Origin of the sequence: Burkholderia sp. LAS2 (genome assembly GCF_018417615.1) — a bacterium.
Taxonomy (GTDB): Bacteria; Pseudomonadota; Gammaproteobacteria; order Burkholderiales; family Burkholderiaceae; genus Burkholderia; species Burkholderia sola.
Genome location: NZ_CP071053.1, coordinates 1,210,642 through 1,230,119 on the forward strand (window position 1 = coordinate 1,210,642; position 19,478 = coordinate 1,230,119).

Sequence of the window (19,478 nt, forward strand, 5' to 3'; positions counted from 1 at the left end):
CTGACGAACCTTGACACATATTCACCGGATTGGTGCATTTTCGTGAAAATTGTTCAGCCCTGACTGGAACGGTCAATTGGAGAATCGTCGCTAGCCGGTGGGTTGGTTTGGCATTTAGCTCGCCGTTGAAAGGTCGACATTTTTTAATTTGTCAGATTTATGTGAAAGGGTCGATTGGCGGAAGCTGCGGCTCGATATCGACGGGGATCTAAATGAACAAGAGTTACAGGACAATTTGGAACGAGGCGCTTGGCGCTTGGGTGGCCGCCTCTGAAAACGACTCGGCTCGCGGAAAGCCGAACAAGAGAAGCGTAGTTGCGCTGATGGCCCTTGCGCTGATTTCGTCCCCGCATACTGTTCTGGCGCAATATTCGGCGGGCTTGGGAGCGGCCACTCAAACAGGTGCGATCGCAATTGGTGGCAATAGCGGGATCACGAATGCATCGACTGCTGGGGACATTGCAATTGGTTCAGCTGCGGCAGCGAATTCAGGTTCGAACGTGCTTGGGACCATGGGGCCGGCGGTTGCCATTGGTTGGGCCGCTACCGCTTCGAATCTATATGCGACCGCACTTGGCGCGTTCGCGACCGCCGCCCAAACGCACGCCACGGCAATTGGCGGGCATGCTGTTTCGACAGTTGACGGTGGCACGGCAATTGGTTATGGGGCCACCGCTGCAGCTATAAACTCCGTGGCTTTAGGTAATGGGTCGATAGCCGATGCTTTGGTTACTGCACCGATCGGGACAACAATTAACGGTGTCCTATATACTTTTGCCGGGGGCGGCGGCAACGCGGTAGTTAGCGTAGGTGCCCCTGGTGCCGAAAGAACCATCACCAATGTTAATGCAGGGCAGATATCGTCAACTAGCACTGATGCGATTAACGGATCGGAGCTTTATGCGACGAACCAAGCGATTACTGCCGTCGCGTCGAGCGTGACAAGCCTGTCTACAGCAGCTGCCGGTGCTGTATCAGCAAGCAGTTCAATTGCGTCGCTCTCGACGGGACTCAGTTCAACCAACAGTTCCGTGACTTCGCTGTCGACGTCAACCTCCACCGGGATCAGCACCGCGCAAAGCGGCGTCACTTCGTTGTCGACAAGTCTGAGTTCGACCAAAAGCACGGTGACCTCGCTGTCGACGTCGGCCTCGACGGGGATCAGCACGGCTCAAAGCGGCGTGACGTCGTTGTCGACGGGCCTGAGCGCGACGAATAGCACGGTGACCTCGCTGTCGACGTCGGCCTCGACGGGGATCAGCACGGCTCAAAGCGGAGTGACGTCGTTGTCGACGGGCCTGAGTTCGACGAATAGCTCGGTCGCGTCGCTGTCGACGTCGGCTTCCACCGGGATCAGCACCGCGCAAAGTGGCGTCACTTCGTTGTCGACCGGTCTGAGCTCGACGAATAGCTCGGTGGCCTCGCTTTCGACGTCAGCGTCGACGGGGATCAGCACGGCTCAAAGCGGAGTGACGTCATTGTCGACGGGGCTGAGCTCGACGAATAGTTCCGTGGCCTCGCTTTCGACGTCAGCGTCGACGGGGATCAGCACGGCTCAAAGCGGAGTGACGTCGTTGTCGACGGGCCTGAGCGCGACGAATAGCACGGTGACCTCGCTGTCGACGTCGGCGTCGACGGGGATCAGCACGGCTCAAAGCGGAGTGACGTCGTTGTCGACGGGCCTGAGCGCGACGAATAGCACGGTGACCTCGCTGTCGACGTCGGCGTCGACGGGGATCAGCACGGCTCAAAGCGGCGTGACCTCGTTGTCGACGGGTCTGAGCTCGACCAATAGCTCGGTGACCTCGCTGTCGACGTCGGCGTCGACGGGGATCAGTACGGCTCAAAGCGGAGTGACCTCGTTGTCGACGGGTCTGAGCACGACGAATAGCACGGTGACCTCGCTGTCGACGTCGGCGTCGACGGGGATCAGTACGGCTCAAAGCGGAGTGACCTCGTTGTCGACGGGTCTGAGCACGACGAATAGCACGGTGACCTCGCTGTCGACGTCGGCGTCGACGGGGATCAGTACCGCGCAAAGCGGAGTGACCTCGTTGTCGACGGGTCTGAGCACGACGAATAGCACGGTGACCTCGCTGTCGACGTCGGCCTCGACCGGGATCAGCACGGCTCAAAGCGGAGTGACGTCGTTGTCGACGGGCCTGAGTTCGACGAATAGCTCGGTCGCGTCGCTGTCGACGTCGGCTTCCACCGGGATCAGCACCGCGCAAAGTGGCGTCACTTCGTTGTCGACCGGTCTGAGCTCGACGAATAGCTCGGTGGCCTCGCTTTCGACGTCAGCGTCGACGGGGATCAGCACGGCTCAAAGCGGAGTGACGTCATTGTCGACGGGGCTGAGCTCGACGAATAGCTCGGTGGCCTCGCTTTCGACGTCAGCGTCGACGGGGATCAGCACGGCTCAAAGCGGAGTGACGTCATTGTCGACGGGGCTGAGCTCGACGAATAGTTCCGTGGCCTCGCTTTCGACGTCAGCGTCGACGGGGATCAGCACGGCTCAAAGCGGAGTGACGTCGTTGTCGACGGGCCTGAGCGCGACGAATAGCACGGTGACCTCGCTGTCGACGTCGGCGTCGACGGGGATCAGTACGGCTCAAAGCGGAGTGACGTCGTTGTCGACGGGCCTGAGCGCGACGAATAGCACGGTGACCTCGCTGTCGACGTCGGCGTCGACGGGGATCAGCACGGCTCAAAGCGGCGTGACGTCGTTGTCGACGGGTCTGAGCTCGACCAATAGCTCGGTGACGTCGCTGTCGACGGGTCTGAGCGCGACGAATAGCTCGGTAGCGTCGCTGTCGACGGGCGTAGCAAATTCTGTGCAGTATGACAACGCAGCGCATACGTCGGTGACGTTGGGTAGTGTCGGCGCGACTACGCCGGTCACATTGACTAACGTCGCCGCAGGCGTGAATCCAACCGACGCGGTGAACTACAGTCAGTTGAGTTCACTGTCGACATCAGCGTCAACGGGCCTTTCGTCGGCGACCAGCTCGATCACGTCGTTGTCGACGTCGACCTCGACGGGCATCAGTTCGTTGTCGACCGGTCTGAGCACGACGGATAGCACGGTGACGTCGCTGTCGACGTCGACCTCGACGGGCATCAGCTCGTTGTCGACCGGGTTGAGCACGACCGACAGCACGGTGGCATCGCTGTCGACCTCCACGTCGACGGGCCTGTCGTCGGCCAACAGCTCGATCACGTCGCTGTCCACGTCGACTTCGACCGGCATCAACTCGCTGTCGACCGGCCTGAGCTCGACCGACAGCACCGTGACGTCGCTGTCGACCTCGACGTCGACCGGCTTGTCGTCGGCCAATAGCTCGATCAGCTCGCTGTCCACGTCGACTTCGACCGGCATCAACTCGCTGTCGACTGGCCTGAGCTCGACCGATAGCACGGTGGCATCTCTGTCGACTTCCGCGTCGACGGGCCTGTCGTCGGCCAATAGCTCGATCAGCTCGCTGTCCACGTCGACCTCGACGGGCATCAGTTCGTTGTCGACCGGTCTGAGCACGACGGATAGCACGGTGACGTCGCTGTCGACGTCGACCTCGACGGGCATCAGCTCGTTGTCGACTGGCCTGAGCACGACGGACAGTACGGTGACGTCGCTGTCGACCTCGGCCTCGACGGGTATCAGTTCGTTGTCAACTGGCCTGAGCACGACGGATAGCACGGTGACGTCGCTGTCGACGTCGACCTCGACGGGCATCAGTTCGTTGTCAACTGGCCTGAGCACGACGGATAGCACGGTGACGTCGCTGTCGACGTCGACCTCGACGGGCATCAGTTCGTTGTCAACTGGCCTGACACGACGGATAGCACGGTGACGTCGCTGTCGACGTCGACCTCGACGGGCATCAGTTCGTTGTCAACTGGCCTGAGCACGACGGATAGCACGGTGACGTCGCTGTCGACGTCGACCTCGACGGGCATCAGCTCGTTGTCGACTGGCCTGAGCACGACGGACAGCACGGTGACGTCGCTGTCGACGTCGACCTCGACGGGCATCAGTTCGTTGTCAACTGGCCTGAGCACGACGGATAGCACGGTGACGTCGCTGTCGACGTCGACCTCGACGGGCATCAGTTCGTTGTCAACTGGCCTGAGCACGACGGACAGCACGGTGACGTCGCTGTCGACGTCGACCTCGACGGGCATCAGCTCGTTGTCGACTGGCCTGAGCACGACGGACAGCACGGTGACGTCGCTGTCGACGTCGACCTCGACGGGCATCAGTTCGTTGTCAACTGGCCTGAGCACGACGGATAGCACGGTGACGTCGCTGTCGACGTCGACCTCGACGGGCATCAGTTCGTTGTCGACTGGCCTGAGCACGACGGACAGCACGGTGACGTCGCTGTCGACCTCGACCTCGACGGGCATCAGTTCGTTGTCGACTGGCCTGAGCACGACGGACAGCACGGTGACGTCGCTGTCGACCTCGGCCTCGACGGGCATCAGCTCGTTATCGACTGGCCTGAGCACGACGGACAGCACGGTGACGTCGCTGTCGACCTCGGCCTCGACGGGTATCAGCTCGTTGTCGACTGGCCTGAGCACGACCAACAGCACGGTGGCGTCGTTGTCGACCTCGACGTCGACAACCGTCAACTCGCTGTCGACGGGATTGAGTGCGACCAACAGCAACCTGGCATCGTTGTCGACGTCCACGTCGACGGGCATTGGCTCGCTGTCGACCGGCCTTAGCGCAACCGGGAGCAGCGTCGCGTCGCTGTCGACGGGGCTGAGCACGACGAACAGCAACGTGGCGTCACTCTCGACATCCGCATCCACCGGCGTCAGCTCACTGTCGACGGGCCTGAGCACGACCAACAGCAGTGTCGCGTCGCTGTCGACGTCAACGTCGACCGGCCTCAGCTCGACAAACAGCAGTATTACCTCGTTGTCGACGGGATTGAGCACGACCGACAGTAACGTGACGTCGCTCTCGACCGGACTGTCCACAACCAACGACAGCCTGGCATCGCTTTCAACCGCAGTGGCGCCCCTCACGTCGATCAAGACCCAGACGACGGACGGTAGCACCGCCATCGGCACCGGGGCCACCGCGGCACCGAACTCGACGGCCGTCGGTCAAGGCGCATCCGCGTCCGGAGCGAACTCGACCGCGGTGGGTGAAGGCGCGGTTGCATCCGGGCAAAACTCGACTGCAGAGGGGCAGGGCGCGATCGCCTCGGGCGCTAACTCGAAGGCGGATGGTCAGGCCGCAGCCGCGACAGGAGACAACTCGACTGCATTGGGCCAGGGATCGACTGCTTCGGGAGCCAATACGACTGCGGTAGGACAGGGCAGTGTCGCGAGCGCTTCGAATGCCGTGGCAATCGGTGCGGGTTCGGTGGCTTCGCAGCCCAACACGGTGTCGTTCGGATCGCCCGGCAATGAGCGTCGGTTGACGAACGTGGCGCCTGGCATCAACGGAACGGATGCAGCGAACATGAACCAGTTGTGGGGTGTCCAGTCGACCGTCAATGAGGTAGCACGTCGTGCCTACTCCGGGATCGCCGCGGCAACCGCGTTGACCATGATTCCCGAAGTCGACCCCGGGAAGACGATTGCGGTGGGGATCGGAGGGGGGAGTTACCAAGGGTATGCAGCGACTGCGCTCGGGGTATCCGTTCGCTTCAGCGACAACCTGAAAGCGAAGATCGGGGTAGGGATCAGCGGGAGCGCCAGCACTTATGGCGCTGGCGTCTCATATCAATGGTAAAGCGTTGATTTGAGCTCCGGGCGGATGCCGATCCTGTCGGCATCCGCCCGGAGATTTCCCTGCTCAACCGCTAATAATTTTGCCTCGTCAAGTGGGGCGTTTTATGGATAGCTTTCAACTACGCCACGCATTCCGGGTGGAACCATGAGGCATTCTCCGCTCGGATGTTCCCTCAACCACAATCGCAAAAGGCTGCGCCCAGGTGTGGGCATCTCGCTGTTTGCGCGCGACGGCCAGTCGTTGTGGGAAAACGGCATTCACCAGAACATCGCGTTCCTTGCGATGATGCTCACGCACTCGGACCGCATCGGCCCCGTCTATTTCCTGAACGGCGGGGACGCGAACGCGCTGCCGGCCGGTCTCGACCTCGACGGCCTCGACATCCCGCTCGTGAAACCCGTCGACGTCGCGCATGAGCTCGACGTCGTGATCGAGATGGGTGCACAACTGCCGGCCGAATGGCTCAGGCACGTGAAGGCGCTCGGCACGAAGCTCGTCGCGTGCTACGTCGGCCATACGTACAGTGGCCTCGCCGAAACGCCGATCTTCGAGAAGCCTTCGGGACACATCTTCAACGGCACGCAGTTCGACGAAGTGTGGGTACTCGAAAAATCGCAAAAGATCGACGTGCCGCTGCTGCGCACGCTCACGCGCGCGCCGGTCCATACGATTCCGCATCTTTGGTCGCCGTACTTTCTCGATCGCCGTATTGCCGCGCTGGCGAGCGAAGGAATGACGTTCGGCTATCGGCCTGGTCGCCGCGCGTGGTGTCTCGCGACGCTCGAACCAAACATCTCAGTTGTGAAGTCCTGCCATTACCCGATGCTTGTTTGCGACGAGTTCTACCGCGCGCATCCCGAGGCCGTGCAGCATCTGTTCGTCGTCAATTCGATACACATGAAGGCACATTCTACCTTCGTGCATTTCGCGAACAGCCTAGATCTCGTACGCCGACATAAGGCGACGTTCGAACCGCGCACCGACCTGCCGGGCTTCATGGCGCGCCATGCGGATGCCGTCGTGTCGCACCATTGGGAAAATCCGCAGAACTACCTGTACTACGACGTGTTATATGGCGGCTATCCGCTGATCCACAATTCGACGCTGCTCGGAGATGCCGGCTACTACTACCCCGACTTCGATTCCGTCGCGGGCAGCCAGGCGCTGCTCGAAGCGTGGCTGCATCACGACGAGCGGCTTGACGACTATCGCGCGAAAGCTGACCGGTTGCTGCGATCGGTCTCGATCGACAACCCCGCCAACCTGGACGCGTTCGTTGAGCGCCTGGCCGCATGAACCGGCCCATACGCGTGTCGGACGCCCATGTGCGTCCAGCGCCCGGCGAGGGCGAGCGCTTCGTCGTCGGTGTATCGCCGTTCATGCATCGCACCGGCCCGTGGCTGCGGGGCGACAGGATTTTTCGGAGCCTCGGGTTTCTGTGCCGGTTTTCGCCAAGGTTCGCGGGACGCCACGTTTTTCGTCCGAGTGTATGACGACGACATGAGCTACTGCACGAAGGCGATGGTGCAATATGCCCTTGCACGGGATACAGGATCTTACGGGACGCCGGACCTGAGAACGGCCGCCGTAGTGCTGGCTGCGACAGCTTGCGATCAATTGATGCTGTGCGCTCAGCCGATCTTGAGCGTACAAGATGGTGAACGGGTTTTGTATCACGAATGCCTGGTGCGACTTCGCGGCACCGACGATCAACCGATCACATATCCGTCGGCGTTTATTCCCAGTCTGGAACGGCTTGGACTCATGCGCTTCCTGGACCGCTATGTCATTGGCATGGCCATCGAGTTCCTGGAGTCGAACTTCAACATTCGATTGGGCGTCAATATTTCCGCGCAAAGTGCGAATGAGATCGGAGGATGGGCATCGGTTCTTCGGCTGCTTGAAGGCAGACCGGACATAGCGTCTCGTCTTGTGGTGGAGATTACCGAAACTACGCAGTTGTCACCCGTAACAGGTCGAGTATTTGTCGAGCACCTGCGGCGTATCGGCTGCAGTATCGCCCTGGACGATTTTGGCGACGGGTTCAGCGTGGAGAATCGCGCGGTGATTTCTTCGCCCGAAATCATCAAGATTTCTGGTCGAATGTTACCGACGGGCGAATACGACGCGATACATCTCGAGCAGTTCAAGAAATTGGTGACTAGTGCCCGAGACCAGGCATCACAGGTGGTGGTGGAGGGAATAGAAAGCGCCGACGCATTACGCACCGCCTCGCTGGCCGGGGCTCACTGGGTGCAAGGCTACTACACTGGCAAGCCGAGCCGGTTGAGAATGACAGAGCAGTCCGCAGGTGGATCGGTAGGGCGCTCGATGCAGCAATTCGAGCGTATCGCCAATGCGGTGATCGATCCGCACATGGACAGAAAGATACACGGCGACGCGAGGCGTGCCTTTTCGGCCGGACTTGCAAGCGCGTTGTATGGCAGGCGTTCCGCTATCGCAACGAGTATGCGCAGTTACCTGACGGACGCGATGGAAAAACAGGCGGAAACACACAATACATCATCAGTGCGACTGCTTCGGTGTTTTGCCATGCTCGGTCGAATCAATGGCCAGGAATTGGCACGCTCGATGAAATCGGGAGTCGACTTGTGAATGGTCGATATCGGAATTCTCAAGCGCCAAGCGCCCAGCGGTTCAACCTGGAGGAATAAACGGAAATGGCGACCACCAGACCAGTATCTCGCGCCCGCGGACGCCTCGTCGTCGGCGTGTCGCTGTTCGTGCGCGGCGCCGGCCAGTCGCTGTGGGAAAACGGCATTTTCCAGAACTGCCTGCTGCTGATCCTGCTGCTGCGCCAGTCGCCGCTCGTCGCGGATGCCGTGATGGTCAACGGCGGCGAACAGGTCGCCGATCCGCAGATGATGCTCGGCGAGTGGAACGTGCCGCTGCTGTCGATGGACGAAGCGCTCGAGCGCTGCGACGTGCTGATCGAGATGAGCGCGCAATTCGGCGCGGACTACCTGCGCGCGTTCCGCGAGCGCGGCGGCAAGGTCGTCACGATGCGCGTCGGCAACGACTACGTGATCGACATCGAGCGCGCGATGTTCGACAAGCCGTCGGGCTTCCTGTTCTCGGGCGCGCCGTACGACGCGGTGTGGACGATTCCCGAATTCGAGCGCTCGTGCCTGCACTACTACCAGACGGGCTTGCGCGCACCGGTCACGATCGTCCCGCACATCTGGCACCCGATGCTGTTCGACAAGGCGCGCGCGACGCTCGGCGCCGGTTTGTCGTTCGGCTATCAGCCCGGCAAGCCCCGGTGGCGCGTGACGATGTTCGAGCCGAACATCTGCATGGTGAAGACCAGCATCATCCCGATGCTCGTGACCGAGGAAGCGTATCGCGCGAAGCCGGCGTTCCTCGAATTCGTGCGCGTATGCAACACGCTGCACCTGAAGGAACATCCGACGTTCGTGCACTTCGCGAAGAGCCTCGACATCGTGAACCACGGGATCACGACGTTCGAAAGCCGCTACGCGGTGTACGAATTCATGGCCGCGTACGGCGACGCGGTGGTGTCGCACACGTGGGAGAACGCGCAGAACTACCTGTATTACGAGTTGCTGTACGGCGACTATCCGCTGATCCACAACTCGCCGTTCCTCGGCAAGGCCGGGTATTTCTATCCGGACTTCAATTGTCAGGAGGGGGGATGGGCACTCTTGCAGGCATTTTCAGAGCACGACGCGAACCTCGACGAGTACCGCGGAAAATCGAAATACGTGCTCGACTCGGTCAGCATCTACAACCCCGAGAACGTCGCGGCCTATACGGATGCAATCGCCGTTCTCTATCGCGACGCGTAATGCGCAGACCTTTCCGGACCCCGACAATGAACCCACGCCCGACCCTTACCCGCGCAAAATGGCTGAGTGGCTGCGCCGCCGCATCGATCGCGATCGGCGCACACGCGCAATCTTCCAGTGAATCGGCCGACACGCTGCTCCGCGATTCCGATGCGGTATTCAAGCAGCTCGATTCAGGCCTGTACGGCGCGGTATGGACCGACGCCGCACCCTTCCTCAAGGCGCGCATCAAGCAGGACCAGTTCACGGCGCAGATGCAGCAAGCACGCCAGTCGGTCGGCGCGGTCAGCCATCGTGGCTGGGCGCAGGTCGCGCGCATCCGCTACGAGCACGCAAGCGGGATGCCCGACGGGCTCTACGCGAACGTCGATTACGCGACGACGCTGGCGAGCGGCGCCACGATGTTCGAGAAGCTGAGCTTCCGCCTCGAACCCGACGGCCGCTGGCACTTGACTGGCTACGTACCGCGAATAGAGCAGAATTTTATCCAGTAGATCGTTGATCTTCGTGGACGGATAGATCGCTTCCCATCTGTCCCGGCGATCGAACTCGCGAAGCATCACCCGTCACGTCGACCAGAAGCCGGGAACAACTTGGGTCGCTTGCTGCATGACGCCGGCCGCCTGAGCGAGGCCGTCGCGTGTCTGAGACGTGCGTTGACGCTCGATCCTGGCCGTGTACCGACGATATTCAACCTGAACCCTGCTCCTGCTCGCGATGGGGCAGTACGAGGAGGGCTGCGGCTTTACGAGGCCGCTACCAACTCTCGTCGCATTGGGGCGCTGATGCATCGAATCACGTTACGCCGGACCTGCCTGCGCCGCGGCGGGGGCGAGACGCTCGACGGGAAGTCGCTCATCGTCTGGCCGGAACAGGGGCTCGGCGATGTCGTGCAGTTCGCGCGGTATCTGCCGATGCTGAAGCGGCGCGGGCTGGCGACGCTGACGGTTAGTGTGCCCAGCTGCGCTGACGCGCCTGTTGCATCGGTCGACAGGGTCGATCGTTGCGTAACGCTCGGCGATGTGGCTACATTGCCGGCGCACGATTATGCGTGTCGAATCATGAGCTTGCCGATGCTGTGCGAGACGACGGTCGACACGATCCCCGCGACGTTTCCGTATTTACACGTTCCGGCGCCGCTGGTCGAGCGGTAGCGCAGCAACGTGCCGGCCGCAGGCTTCAAGGTTGGGCTAGTGTGGGCTGGCGATCCGCGAGCCGGTCAAGCAAGTGCGCACGCGACGGACCGTGGGCGCTCGCGGTCGGCGACCGCGAGTGATCGTCGATACAACGGTAATGGAAAATACGTCGATATTTGCGACTAACCGAATGCTTTTTTGCCTGCCAGCGGGATTGCCGATCGGCACGTTCGTCGCTTCAGCGATGGAGATTTCAGGGTACGTGCCGAGGCCTGCGTCGCTTGCCAGTCACACGGCGAGGCCCACTTGCAGCCCGATTTCGTTGGAGTGAGCAGCAGTCCAGTCACTTTGCCGTCGAAGACGGGTTTGTCGCTTGGTTTGAGCGCTTTGGCTTGTTTGTCGGTTAGCATCGGTTTTTGGCCCATCACGTAGCCCATCGGGGATGACTGGACAGGCTGGATGGAGTCAGAGCAAATTGGATGGATTGAAGACGCAAGTTATTGATTTGTTGAAGAACAATAGGATTTCACTGGATGTCCCTGGACGATAATCTGGCAGACGTGAGCGAATCCGTTTCCACGCCTCGCTCCCGTTCCCGTTCCGCCCGTTCGTCGGCCCGTTCGCGCCAGCGCTCGGCCGCTGCCGCAGGCAGCACGTCCGCCAGGGCGACGGCGCGATCCGGCAGCGCAGCGGCCGGCGACGCGCCGCGCGACGAACGGACGCTCGACCTGTTCGGCGATCCGGTGCTCGAGCCCGGCGAACGCATGCCGGTTGCGGTGCGCGATGAAGCGATCGTGGGAGCCGATGAGTCGGCCGGCGCCGACGACGGGCGACAGGCCACGCTGGACGGATTCAGCCCGCCGGCGGATGCGGCTGCCGCGGGGCTGGCGGAAGCTGAAGGGGCGGCGACGCTCGATGTGGCGACCGTGGTCGTTTCGACGCCTGAAGGCGGTTTGGCCGCGAACGTCAACGGTACATCTGCAGGGGATCGTGCAACGGAGGCAGCGGATTTGCCTGCCGGCGATCGCGTCGTCACGCAGGTCGACGTGCCGGTGATCGATGGCGCCGCGAAGGCGAAGACGAACACGACACTGCAAGCTGCCGATGGCGAGGCGGCGCAGGCGGCGGAATCGCAAGCGGCAGAGGGCGAAGTCGCGAAGCCTGCCGTCGAGGCGGCGGGCGTCAAATCCCGCGAAGGGAAATCTTCCGGTGATGCCGCGAAGGAACGCCGTTCGTCTTCGGGCGGCAAGCGCCGGGCGGCTGCCGGCGCAAGCGAAGCGACGGCGACGCAGGCCGCACCGGTTCCGACGCGCATCGATTCGAAGCCGGAAGCGGCTGACTTGAACCCGCCGCCGGTCGTCGCTGCACGGGTCGAGCCGCAGACGCCGGCAGAGCCGTCCGAACCGGCGATCACCCCGCATTCCGCGAAGCCCCGCGACACGACCCGGCATCCCGACGCTTCGCCGTCGCCGGTCACGCAGCCGGTGGGCTCCGCCGCATCGTTCGTGACCAAGCCCTCGTCGGAGCGTACGCAACCGCCCACGCCGGCCTTCGATCCGGACACGCACCTGCGCCCGCTGACCGACCGGATCGCCGCGCTGCAGTCCGACGTGGACGGCCTGACGCGCGCGGCCGATCGCGAGATGCGCCGCGTGAACCGCCTGCTGCTCGCGCTGGCCGTCGTCGTGCTGGCGGGGCTCGTCGCGCTGGTACTGCAAACGCGCCAGATCGCGCACCTGAAGCAGGACGTCGCCACCAAGCAGCAGCGGATCGATCGCCTCGCGGCCGATCTGTCGACGCAGCAGGCCACGCTGATGACGCTCGAAGAGCACCACGAAGCGCTTCTGTCGCAAGTCGACCGGCTTCAGCGCAACGCGAACCGCGAGGCGGCCGTCGGGAAGCGGGCTCACCGCGCGCGCTGATCGTTTCGACCCCATCCTGGAAGCCCGACGCAGCAAGGATCGCCGTTCCGCGCCGGCGATCGGCTGTCGCGCGCCTGCGGCAAACCGATGCAGCTCACTGGCAGAATTCAGGGAAAACCCTTAGAATGGAGGTCATCTAAGGGAAAACCCTAGCCACGTCTGTCAGGAGTCTCACATGAGCTTCATCTTCGCCCTGCTGCAAAAAATCGACGACCTGTTCGTCTCCCCGCACCTGCCGCTCGACGCCGAGTACTCGTACGCTGCGCGTCATGCGGAAGCCGAGCGCGTGCGCCATGCGCACCTCGTGCCGATCGTCCTGTACCGTCGCTGATTCGCTGATTCGCTGATTCGCTGATTCGCTGATTCGCTGATTCGCTGATTCGCTGATTCGCTGATTCGGCGCGGCGTTCGCCGCACCTGCCTGCCCGTTCTCCACCGCCGCATCGCGCGCCGGTGCGACTGTCCCGCTACACTGGAAGTCCGATTCCGTTCACGGCGACCGGGCCATGTTGCAGATGCGGCCGATGACGGCCGGCGAATTCCGCGCGTACCGCACGCGAGCTATCGACGGCTACGCGAGCGATCTCGTTTCCTCCGGACAAAATGCTGTCGAAGACGCGGCCGATCGTGCGCGCGCCTGTTTCGACACGCTGCTGCCGGACGGCCTGCTGACCGCCGGCCAGACCCTCGTCACGCTCATCGATGGCGCCAGCGGCGACACGGTGGGCGACCTCTGGTACGCGATCGTCCCCGAAAGGCCGAACCGCACGCTGTTCATCTACGACCTCGACATCGTCCCGTCCCGGCGCCGCCAGGGCTGGGCCACGCGTGCGCTCGACGCACTCGACGCCGAGGCGCGCCGCTACGGCGTCACCGAGATCGGGCTGTCGGTGTTCAATCACAACGCGGCGGCGCGCGCGCTGTATCGCGCGTGCGGCTTCGTGCCGATCACCACGACGTTGATCAAACCGGTCGTGTCGGACTGAATCCGCCGGCCGGCGATGCGTCGTCACATGCGGCCGGTTCGGCACGCCGCGTCGCCGGCCAACGCCGGCATGCGTCCCTATCCGCCCTGTTGGTCGAGCGTCGACCGCCGAACGGCCCATCCGGCCATCCGCCATTCACCGCTCACCGCTCACCGCTCACCGCTCACCGCGCGCGGCCTTTCCATCTCCGCAGCAGCAACGCGTTGGTCACGACGCTGACGCTGGAAAACGCCATCGCCGCGCCCGCGATCACCGGGTTCAGCAAGCCGAGCGCCGCGAGCGGCACGCCGACCAGGTTGTAGACGAACGCCCAGAACAGGTTCTGCTGGATCTTGCGGTACGTGCGTTTGGAGATGTCGATCGCGTCGGCGACGAGCGCCGGGTCGCCGCGCATCAGCGTGATGCCGGCCGTGTGCATCGCGACGTCGGTGCCGGTCGCCATCGCGATGCCGACGTCCGCCGCGGCGAGCGCGGGCGCATCGTTGATCCCGTCGCCGACCATCGCGACGATCCCGCCGTGCGTGCGCTTCAGCTCGGCGACGACGCGCGCCTTGTCGTCGGGCAGCACCTGCGCATGCACTTCGCCGATGCCGAGCGCCGCCGCGACGGCCGCCGCGCTGCCGCGGTTGTCGCCCGTCACGAGTGCGCTCGCGACGCCGCGCGCCGCCAGTGCCGCGATCGCGTCGCGGGCGCCCGGCTTCACGGTGTCGCCGAAGGCGATCAGCGCGAGCACCGCGCGCGGCGCGTCGGCACGCATCAGCCACGAGATCGTGTTGCCGGCGCGCTCGAGTTCCGCCGCGCGGGCGTCGAGCGCCGGCGGCACCGCGATGCCGAGTTCGTCGCGCCAGCGCGTGCTGCCGAGCGCGAGCCGCTGCCCGCCGACGTGCGCTTCCACGCCGCGCCCGGCCACCGCGCGCGCATCGGTCGCGACGGCCGGCTCCGCCGCGCCGACTTGTGCGGCCACGTCCGCTTCATGCGCGGCTACCACGGCCCGCGCGAGCGGATGGTCGCTCTGCCGCTGCACGGCCGCCGCGAGCGCGAGCGCCTCGCCGCGCGGCACGCCGACGGCGTCGAACGCGGTCACGGACGGTTTGCCTTCGGTCAGCGTACCGGTCTTGTCGAACGCGATCACGGTCGTGCGCTGCGCGAGTTCGAGCGCCTGCGCGTCCTTGATCAGCACGCCGTGCCGGGCCGCGACGCCCGTGCCGGCCATGATCGCGGCGGGCGTCGCGAGACCGAGCGCGCACGGGCATGCGATCACGAGCACCGCGACCGCGTTGAGGATCGCGGTTTCCATTCCCGCGCCGGCGATCAGCCAGCCGACCAGCGTCAGCACGGCGATGCCGAGGATCGCCGGCACGAACACCTCGCTGACGCGATCGACGAGGCGCTGGATCGGCGCCTTCTCGGCCTGCGCGGATTCGACGAGGCGGATGATGCGCGCGAGCGTCGTCTCCGCGCCGATCGCGGTGGTTTCGACGACGAGCGCGCCTTCGCCGTTGATCGAGCCGGCCGTGACCGCATCGCCGTCGTCTTTCGGCACGGGCAGGCTTTCGCCGGTGATCAGCGATTCGTCGATGTGCGAGCGGCCCGACACGATGCGGCCGTCGACGGGCACGCGCTCGCCGGGCCGGATGCTCACGTGCGTGCCGACGCGCACCTGCGACAGCGGCACGTCGCGTTCGGCGCCATCCTCGACGACGCGCGCGCGGTCCGGCCGCAGCGCGTTCAGCGCGCGGATCGCCTCGGTGGTCTGGCGCTTCGCGCGCGATTCGAGCCACTTGCCGAAGCGCACGAGCGTGACGATGACGGCCGACGCCTCGAAATACAGATGGCCGGGATGCGCGGGATCGCGCAGCAGCATCCACAGGCTCAGCCCGTACGCGGCCGACGTGCCGAGCGCGACGAGCAGGTCCATGTTGCCGGTGCGCGCCTTCACCGCATGCCAGGCCGCGCGGTAGAAGCGCGCGCCGAAGCCGAACTGGACGATCGACGCGAGCACGAGCTGGAGCCAGCCGGGCAGCATCAGGTCGATGCCGAACGGCGCGGCGAGCATCGGCGCGACGAGCGGCGCGCTCAGCATGGCGGCCCCGATCACGAGGTTGCGTTCGCGGATCGCTTCGCGGCGCTTGCGGGCGTCCGGGTCCTGCGCGGGGCTGGACGGTTGCAAGTCGGCGCCGGCCGGTGCGCCGGCGGGCGACGCGACCGGAAGCGATGCATGGTAGCCGGCTGTGGTGACCGCCGCGATCAGCGTGGCGGCGTCGAGTGCGCTGGCGCCGTGCACCGACGCACGTTCGGTCGCGAGATTGACCGTCGCGCGCGTGACGCCCGGCACGGCGGCCAGCGCTTTTTCGACGCGGCCGGCGCAGGACGCGCAGGTCATGCCGCCGATGTCGAGTTCGACGTCGGTGGAAGCGGGCGTGGCAGCGGAAGTGGCGGCCGGAGCCGCGACGGCGGCCGGCGTCGCACCGTAGCCGGCTTGTTTTACCGCGTCGACGAGCTGTGCGGCGGATACGGCGTTCGACGCGTCGACGGTCGCGCGTTCGGTCGCGAGGTTGACCGACGCGCGCGTGACGCCCGGCACCTTCGCGAGCGCCTTCTCGACGCGCGACACGCATGACGCGCAGGTCATCCCGTCGATGTCGAGTTCGATGCTTGTGGGCGCGGTGGGCAATGCAGTGGCGGCGGCCGGGACGACGGTGTCCGACGCAGTTGGCGTCGCACCATAATCGGCCTGTCTCACGGCGTCCGCCAACTGGGTGGCCGAAACACCGGCCGACGCATCGACCGTCGCGCGTTCGGTCGCCAGGTTGACTGACGCTCGCGTAACGCCCGGCACCTTCGCCAGCGCTTTTTCGACGCGCGACACGCAAGACGCGCAGGTCATCCCGTCGATGTCGAGTTCGATCGTCGCAGCAGCGGGAGGAAGCCCGGAAGCCGCGGACGGCGTTTCGTCGCGCGACGCGTGCGCCGAATGCGTGGCCGCGCCGGCTTCGATGGCCGCTTCGCGCACCGCCGCGCGATAGCCGGCCTCCCGGACGGCGCCGACGAGCTGGCCCGCCGCGACGGTGTCCTGCGCCGTGACCGTCGCCGCATGCGCGTCGAGATCGACCGCCGCATCGACGACGCCCGGCACGGCGGCCAGCGCGCGCTGCACGCGGCCCGTGCAGCCGCCGCAATGCATGCCGTCGACGCTCAGTTCGATCGTTTGCAGCGCCGCGGAGGCAAGTGGTTCAGTCATGTCGGATTTCCCAAAAGCGCGGTTCGTACCGCGAATGGTTCCAGTATCAACATTCCCATGATGGTAAGGTCAAGCGTCGGCGACGATGCGACGCATGCCGATGCACACAGGGTGTCACAACGCGGAAAAAGCGATCGCCCGGCTTCCGGACGGACAGCCGGGCGATCGTGGCCGGGGCGGGTGGGTGCGTGCTCAGGCGCAGAGCTTGGCGCTGGCGAGGCGATTGAGACTGACGCCCTGCTCGGCGGCCTGGATGACCAGCGCGCGGTGCGCCTGCGGCGGGATGCGGACCTTGAATTCACCGCTGTAGGTTCGGTCGGCGATCGGCTCGGGCACCGTCTCGCCATTCGCCGTCATCTCGTGCACGACGTCGGCGACGAGCCGCCGAATACCGACCAGCGCGCCCTCGGGCGTTGCATCGAGCCACGAAAGAGACGGGAACTCCGCGCAGAGGCCGACGTGCTCCCCGTCCTCCGGGGACCACGTTACGCGGTACGTAAAGTGGTCTTGGTTCATGATTTCTGTTCCTTCAGTCGATCGATCGCGTCGAGAACCTGCCGCACCGGATAGGCCTTTGCCTTCCCGCGATCATTCTGGATATTCACTCGAGGATCGCCTTGCCACGGTGTCTTGAAAATAGCATGGCTGGAACCGGATTGACGGGCCGCTCCGAAGTGGGCCTCGCAGATCTTGAACAGATCGTTGAAGCGCACATTCGCGGGCTCGCGCCTCATTTGGTCGAGGATCTTCCATTCGCTTGTCATAGCTATGGTGTCAATAGTGACACCATTTGTCAATCCTCGCCGACGATCTTCGTCTGCCAACTGTTTCGGATACTTGCCGAATCCCGTGAACTATTTCGGATTTTGTGACGGTTCGGCTAGCGTTTTACCCGTTATTCGGCATATTGGGGGATGCCCTTAGGCGCTATGATACCGGCCTGACATCAGCGCCCACCGTTACGAAGCGTCACGAACGGTCATCCGGGCACGCTGGGGTGCCTTGCTTCGCCGTTCGCGAGACGAACAAGGCGTTGACTGAAAAGAACGATATTCGGCCAGTAATCGATGATTGAAAACCAGCGAGAATCAGTTTCTCTGCGACGCGCGTGCGCGTCGCTGGCCATTGCGGCGTTGCTTGCAGGATGCGCGTCGCAACCGGACGCGATCCAGCGCAAGACCGGCTGGATGCGCGCGGAAGTCGCCGACTCCTATATCTATGCGTATCCGCTCGTGCTGATGGACGTCGCGAAGGAAGCGGCGACGGGCGGCGACGGCGCGCAACCGGGGCAGGCGCCGCTCAACACGCTGCGCCACGCGCAGGCGCTGCCGCCTGTCGGCGCGGTCAATCCGCCGCTGCCGGGCGTCGACACGCTCGACTCGACCGGCTGGCTCGACGTCGCCGCCGAACCCGTGATCGTCACGCTGCCCGACACGCGCGGCCGCTATTGGGACGCACGCGCACTCGACATGTGGACGAACGTGCTGTGGTCGTCGTCGAGCGTCGCGGCACGCGGTACGCGTGGCGCCGGGCGATCGCAAACGATTGCCTTCGCCGCGAAGGCATGGGAGGGCACGCTGCCGAAGGGCGTGGTGCGCGTCGACGTGCCGTCCGCCAATGCGTGGCTCGAAGTGCGGCTGCAGACGAGCGGCGGGCGCGACCTGACGAACGTGAAGAAACTGCAGCGCGCGATCCGCGTGGTGCCGCTGTCGGTCTACACGGGCGCCGAGCGCGGCGCGTCGGTCGCGGTCCACGCGGGCAGCGCGCCGTCCGAAGCGGTGGGCGGCGGCACGCCGGCCGAGCAGGTGGCCGCGCTCGACCCGAAGGCGTTCTTCACGCGCTTCGCCCGGGCGCTGCAGGACAATCCGCCGCCGGCCGACGATGCGCACGCGCAGGAATCGCTCGGCGACATCGGCGTGACGGCCGGCTATCCGGTGCTGTGGACGGGCGATCGTCTCACGGCCGCGACGGCCGGCGTGGCCGAGGCGCGCGCGCGGCTCGCGACGCCGCCGTCGAACCTGCTGAACGCGAACGGCTGGACCTGGATCGGCGATACGGCCGGCAAGTACGGCCAGGACTACGCGCTGCGCGCGTACGCCGCCTTCACGCAGTTCGGCACCGCGACGCGCGACGACGAGACGCTCGCGGTCACCCGCGTCGATAGCGACGGTCATGCGCTGAACGGCGCGAACCGCTATGTGCTGCATTTCGCGCCGGGCGCGCTGCCGCCGGTACGCGCATTCTGGACGCTCACGCCGTACACGACCAACGGTGCGCTGCCCGACGTCGGATCGGCGCGGCGCTCGCTCGGCGATCGCGAGCGGCTGCGCCGCAACCGCGACGGCTCGATCGACATCGTCGTATCGGCGTCGCCGGGCGGCACGCATGCGGCCAATTGGCTGCCGGCGCCGCGTACCGATTTCGCGCTCGCGTTGCGGCTGTACGCGCCGAAGCCGCAGGCGAGCGACGGGTCGTGGATGCCGCCCGTCGTCGTCCGGAAATGAACGGTTGACCGCCGCCGTTGTCCGACCGGCGGGCGCGGCGGCGCCCGACCGCCGTACCGTCACCTCCTGAGCCTATACTTTCGGGATAGCGTGCGCGGCCGCCCGGT

15 protein-coding genes are annotated in these 19,478 nt (G+C 64.7%); 11 read left to right on the forward strand and 4 right to left on the reverse strand.

The window, feature by feature from the left end; all coding sequences use genetic code 11:
• Positions 1 to 212: 212 nt before the first annotated feature.
• On the forward strand, positions 213 to 3,851 hold the full coding sequence (locus JYG37_RS25870) for a beta strand repeat-containing protein (protein ID WP_213346654.1): 3,639 nt from the start codon (positions 213 to 215) through the stop codon (positions 3,849 to 3,851).
• Here the strand turns inward: JYG37_RS25870 and JYG37_RS35150 are convergent.
• Complete coding sequence (locus JYG37_RS35150; RefSeq protein WP_502775608.1) at positions 3,808 to 4,989, reverse strand: hypothetical protein; 1,182 nt, start codon at positions 4,987 to 4,989, stop codon at positions 3,808 to 3,810. The genes JYG37_RS25870 and JYG37_RS35150 overlap by 44 nt on opposite strands.
• Between JYG37_RS35150 and JYG37_RS35155 the strand changes: the two genes are divergently transcribed.
• From JYG37_RS35155 to JYG37_RS25915, 9 genes are all read left to right on the forward strand, one after another.
• Complete coding sequence (locus tag JYG37_RS35155) at positions 4,961 to 5,752, forward strand: YadA family autotransporter adhesin (RefSeq protein WP_290370967.1); 792 nt, start codon at positions 4,961 to 4,963, stop codon at positions 5,750 to 5,752. The genes JYG37_RS35150 and JYG37_RS35155 overlap by 29 nt on opposite strands.
• A gap of 144 nt (positions 5,753 to 5,896) precedes the next feature.
• Complete coding sequence (locus JYG37_RS25880) at positions 5,897 to 7,048, forward strand: DUF2827 domain-containing protein (protein WP_213346165.1); 1,152 nt, start codon at positions 5,897 to 5,899, stop codon at positions 7,046 to 7,048.
• A gap of 204 nt (positions 7,049 to 7,252) precedes the next feature.
• On the forward strand, positions 7,253 to 8,368 hold the full coding sequence (locus JYG37_RS25885; protein ID WP_176016294.1) for an EAL domain-containing protein: 1,116 nt from the start codon (positions 7,253 to 7,255) through the stop codon (positions 8,366 to 8,368).
• A 65-nt stretch (positions 8,369 to 8,433) separates the two neighbouring features.
• Positions 8,434 to 9,582 (forward strand): DUF2827 domain-containing protein, encoded by a 1,149-nt coding sequence (locus JYG37_RS25890; protein ID WP_060733344.1) that lies wholly within the window; start codon positions 8,434 to 8,436, stop codon positions 9,580 to 9,582.
• A gap of 26 nt (positions 9,583 to 9,608) precedes the next feature.
• Positions 9,609 to 10,076: a DUF4019 domain-containing protein gene (locus tag JYG37_RS25895; RefSeq protein WP_050012205.1), complete on the forward strand. Its 468-nt coding sequence runs from the start codon at positions 9,609 to 9,611 to the stop codon at positions 10,074 to 10,076.
• Positions 10,077 to 10,238: 162 nt separating this feature from the next.
• Positions 10,239 to 10,736 carry a hypothetical protein gene (locus JYG37_RS25900; RefSeq protein ID WP_124631333.1) on the forward strand — a complete coding sequence of 166 codons (498 nt, stop codon included), beginning with the start codon at positions 10,239 to 10,241 and terminating at the stop codon, positions 10,734 to 10,736.
• Between the two features lie 542 nt (positions 10,737 to 11,278).
• Positions 11,279 to 12,640, forward strand: coding sequence for a flagellar hook-length control protein FliK (locus JYG37_RS25905; protein WP_204384476.1), 1,362 nt, complete (start codon positions 11,279 to 11,281; stop codon positions 12,638 to 12,640).
• A 175-nt stretch (positions 12,641 to 12,815) separates the two neighbouring features.
• Positions 12,816 to 12,971 carry a hypothetical protein gene (locus JYG37_RS25910; RefSeq protein WP_213346166.1) on the forward strand — a complete coding sequence of 52 codons (156 nt, stop codon included), beginning with the start codon at positions 12,816 to 12,818 and terminating at the stop codon, positions 12,969 to 12,971.
• A 175-nt stretch (positions 12,972 to 13,146) separates the two neighbouring features.
• Entirely contained in the window at positions 13,147 to 13,626 is a 480-nt protein-coding gene (locus JYG37_RS25915; protein WP_213346167.1) for a GNAT family N-acetyltransferase, read from the forward strand.
• Positions 13,627 to 13,789: 163 nt separating this feature from the next.
• Here the strand turns inward: JYG37_RS25915 and JYG37_RS25920 are convergent, their stop codons facing one another.
• The 3 genes from JYG37_RS25920 to JYG37_RS25930 all read right to left on the reverse strand — a co-directional run bounded on the left by JYG37_RS25920 (position 13,790) and on the right by JYG37_RS25930 (position 17,691).
• Positions 13,790 to 16,867, reverse strand: coding sequence for a heavy metal translocating P-type ATPase (locus JYG37_RS25920; protein ID WP_213346168.1), 3,078 nt, complete (start codon positions 16,865 to 16,867; stop codon positions 13,790 to 13,792).
• A 192-nt stretch (positions 16,868 to 17,059) separates the two neighbouring features.
• Positions 17,060 to 17,383 carry a type II toxin-antitoxin system HicB family antitoxin gene (locus JYG37_RS25925; RefSeq protein ID WP_050012202.1) on the reverse strand — a complete coding sequence of 108 codons (324 nt, stop codon included), beginning with the start codon at positions 17,381 to 17,383 and terminating at the stop codon, positions 17,060 to 17,062.
• Complete coding sequence (locus JYG37_RS25930) at positions 17,380 to 17,691, reverse strand: toxin HicA (RefSeq protein ID WP_249746048.1); 312 nt, start codon at positions 17,689 to 17,691, stop codon at positions 17,380 to 17,382. The genes JYG37_RS25925 and JYG37_RS25930 overlap by 4 nt, the downstream gene beginning before the upstream one ends.
• Before the next feature lie 243 nt (positions 17,692 to 17,934).
• On the opposite strand from JYG37_RS25930, the gene JYG37_RS25935 reads away from it, so the two are divergent.
• Positions 17,935 to 19,371, forward strand: a complete 1,437-nt coding sequence (locus tag JYG37_RS25935; RefSeq protein WP_213346169.1) for a DUF1254 domain-containing protein — start codon at positions 17,935 to 17,937, stop codon at positions 19,369 to 19,371.
• The last annotated feature ends 107 nt before the right edge of the window (positions 19,372 to 19,478 follow it).

Coding starts and splice junctions, on each gene's coding strand:
- JYG37_RS25870 (WP_213346654.1), top strand. CDS start 213: ATGAACAAGAGTTACAGGACAATTTGGAACGAGGCGCTTGGCGCTTGG.
- JYG37_RS25880 (WP_213346165.1), top strand. CDS start 5,897: ATGAGGCATTCTCCGCTCGGATGTTCCCTCAACCACAATCGCAAAAGG.
- JYG37_RS25885 (WP_176016294.1), top strand. CDS start 7,253: ATGAGCTACTGCACGAAGGCGATGGTGCAATATGCCCTTGCACGGGAT.
- JYG37_RS25890 (WP_060733344.1), top strand. CDS start 8,434: ATGGCGACCACCAGACCAGTATCTCGCGCCCGCGGACGCCTCGTCGTC.
- JYG37_RS25895 (WP_050012205.1), top strand. CDS start 9,609: ATGAACCCACGCCCGACCCTTACCCGCGCAAAATGGCTGAGTGGCTGC.
- JYG37_RS25910 (WP_213346166.1), top strand. CDS start 12,816: ATGAGCTTCATCTTCGCCCTGCTGCAAAAAATCGACGACCTGTTCGTC.
- JYG37_RS25915 (WP_213346167.1), top strand. CDS start 13,147: ATGTTGCAGATGCGGCCGATGACGGCCGGCGAATTCCGCGCGTACCGC.
- JYG37_RS25920 (WP_213346168.1), bottom strand. CDS start 16,867: ATGACTGAACCACTTGCCTCCGCGGCGCTGCAAACGATCGAACTGAGC.
- JYG37_RS25925 (WP_050012202.1), bottom strand. CDS start 17,383: ATGAACCAAGACCACTTTACGTACCGCGTAACGTGGTCCCCGGAGGAC.
- JYG37_RS25935 (WP_213346169.1), top strand. CDS start 17,935: ATGATTGAAAACCAGCGAGAATCAGTTTCTCTGCGACGCGCGTGCGCG.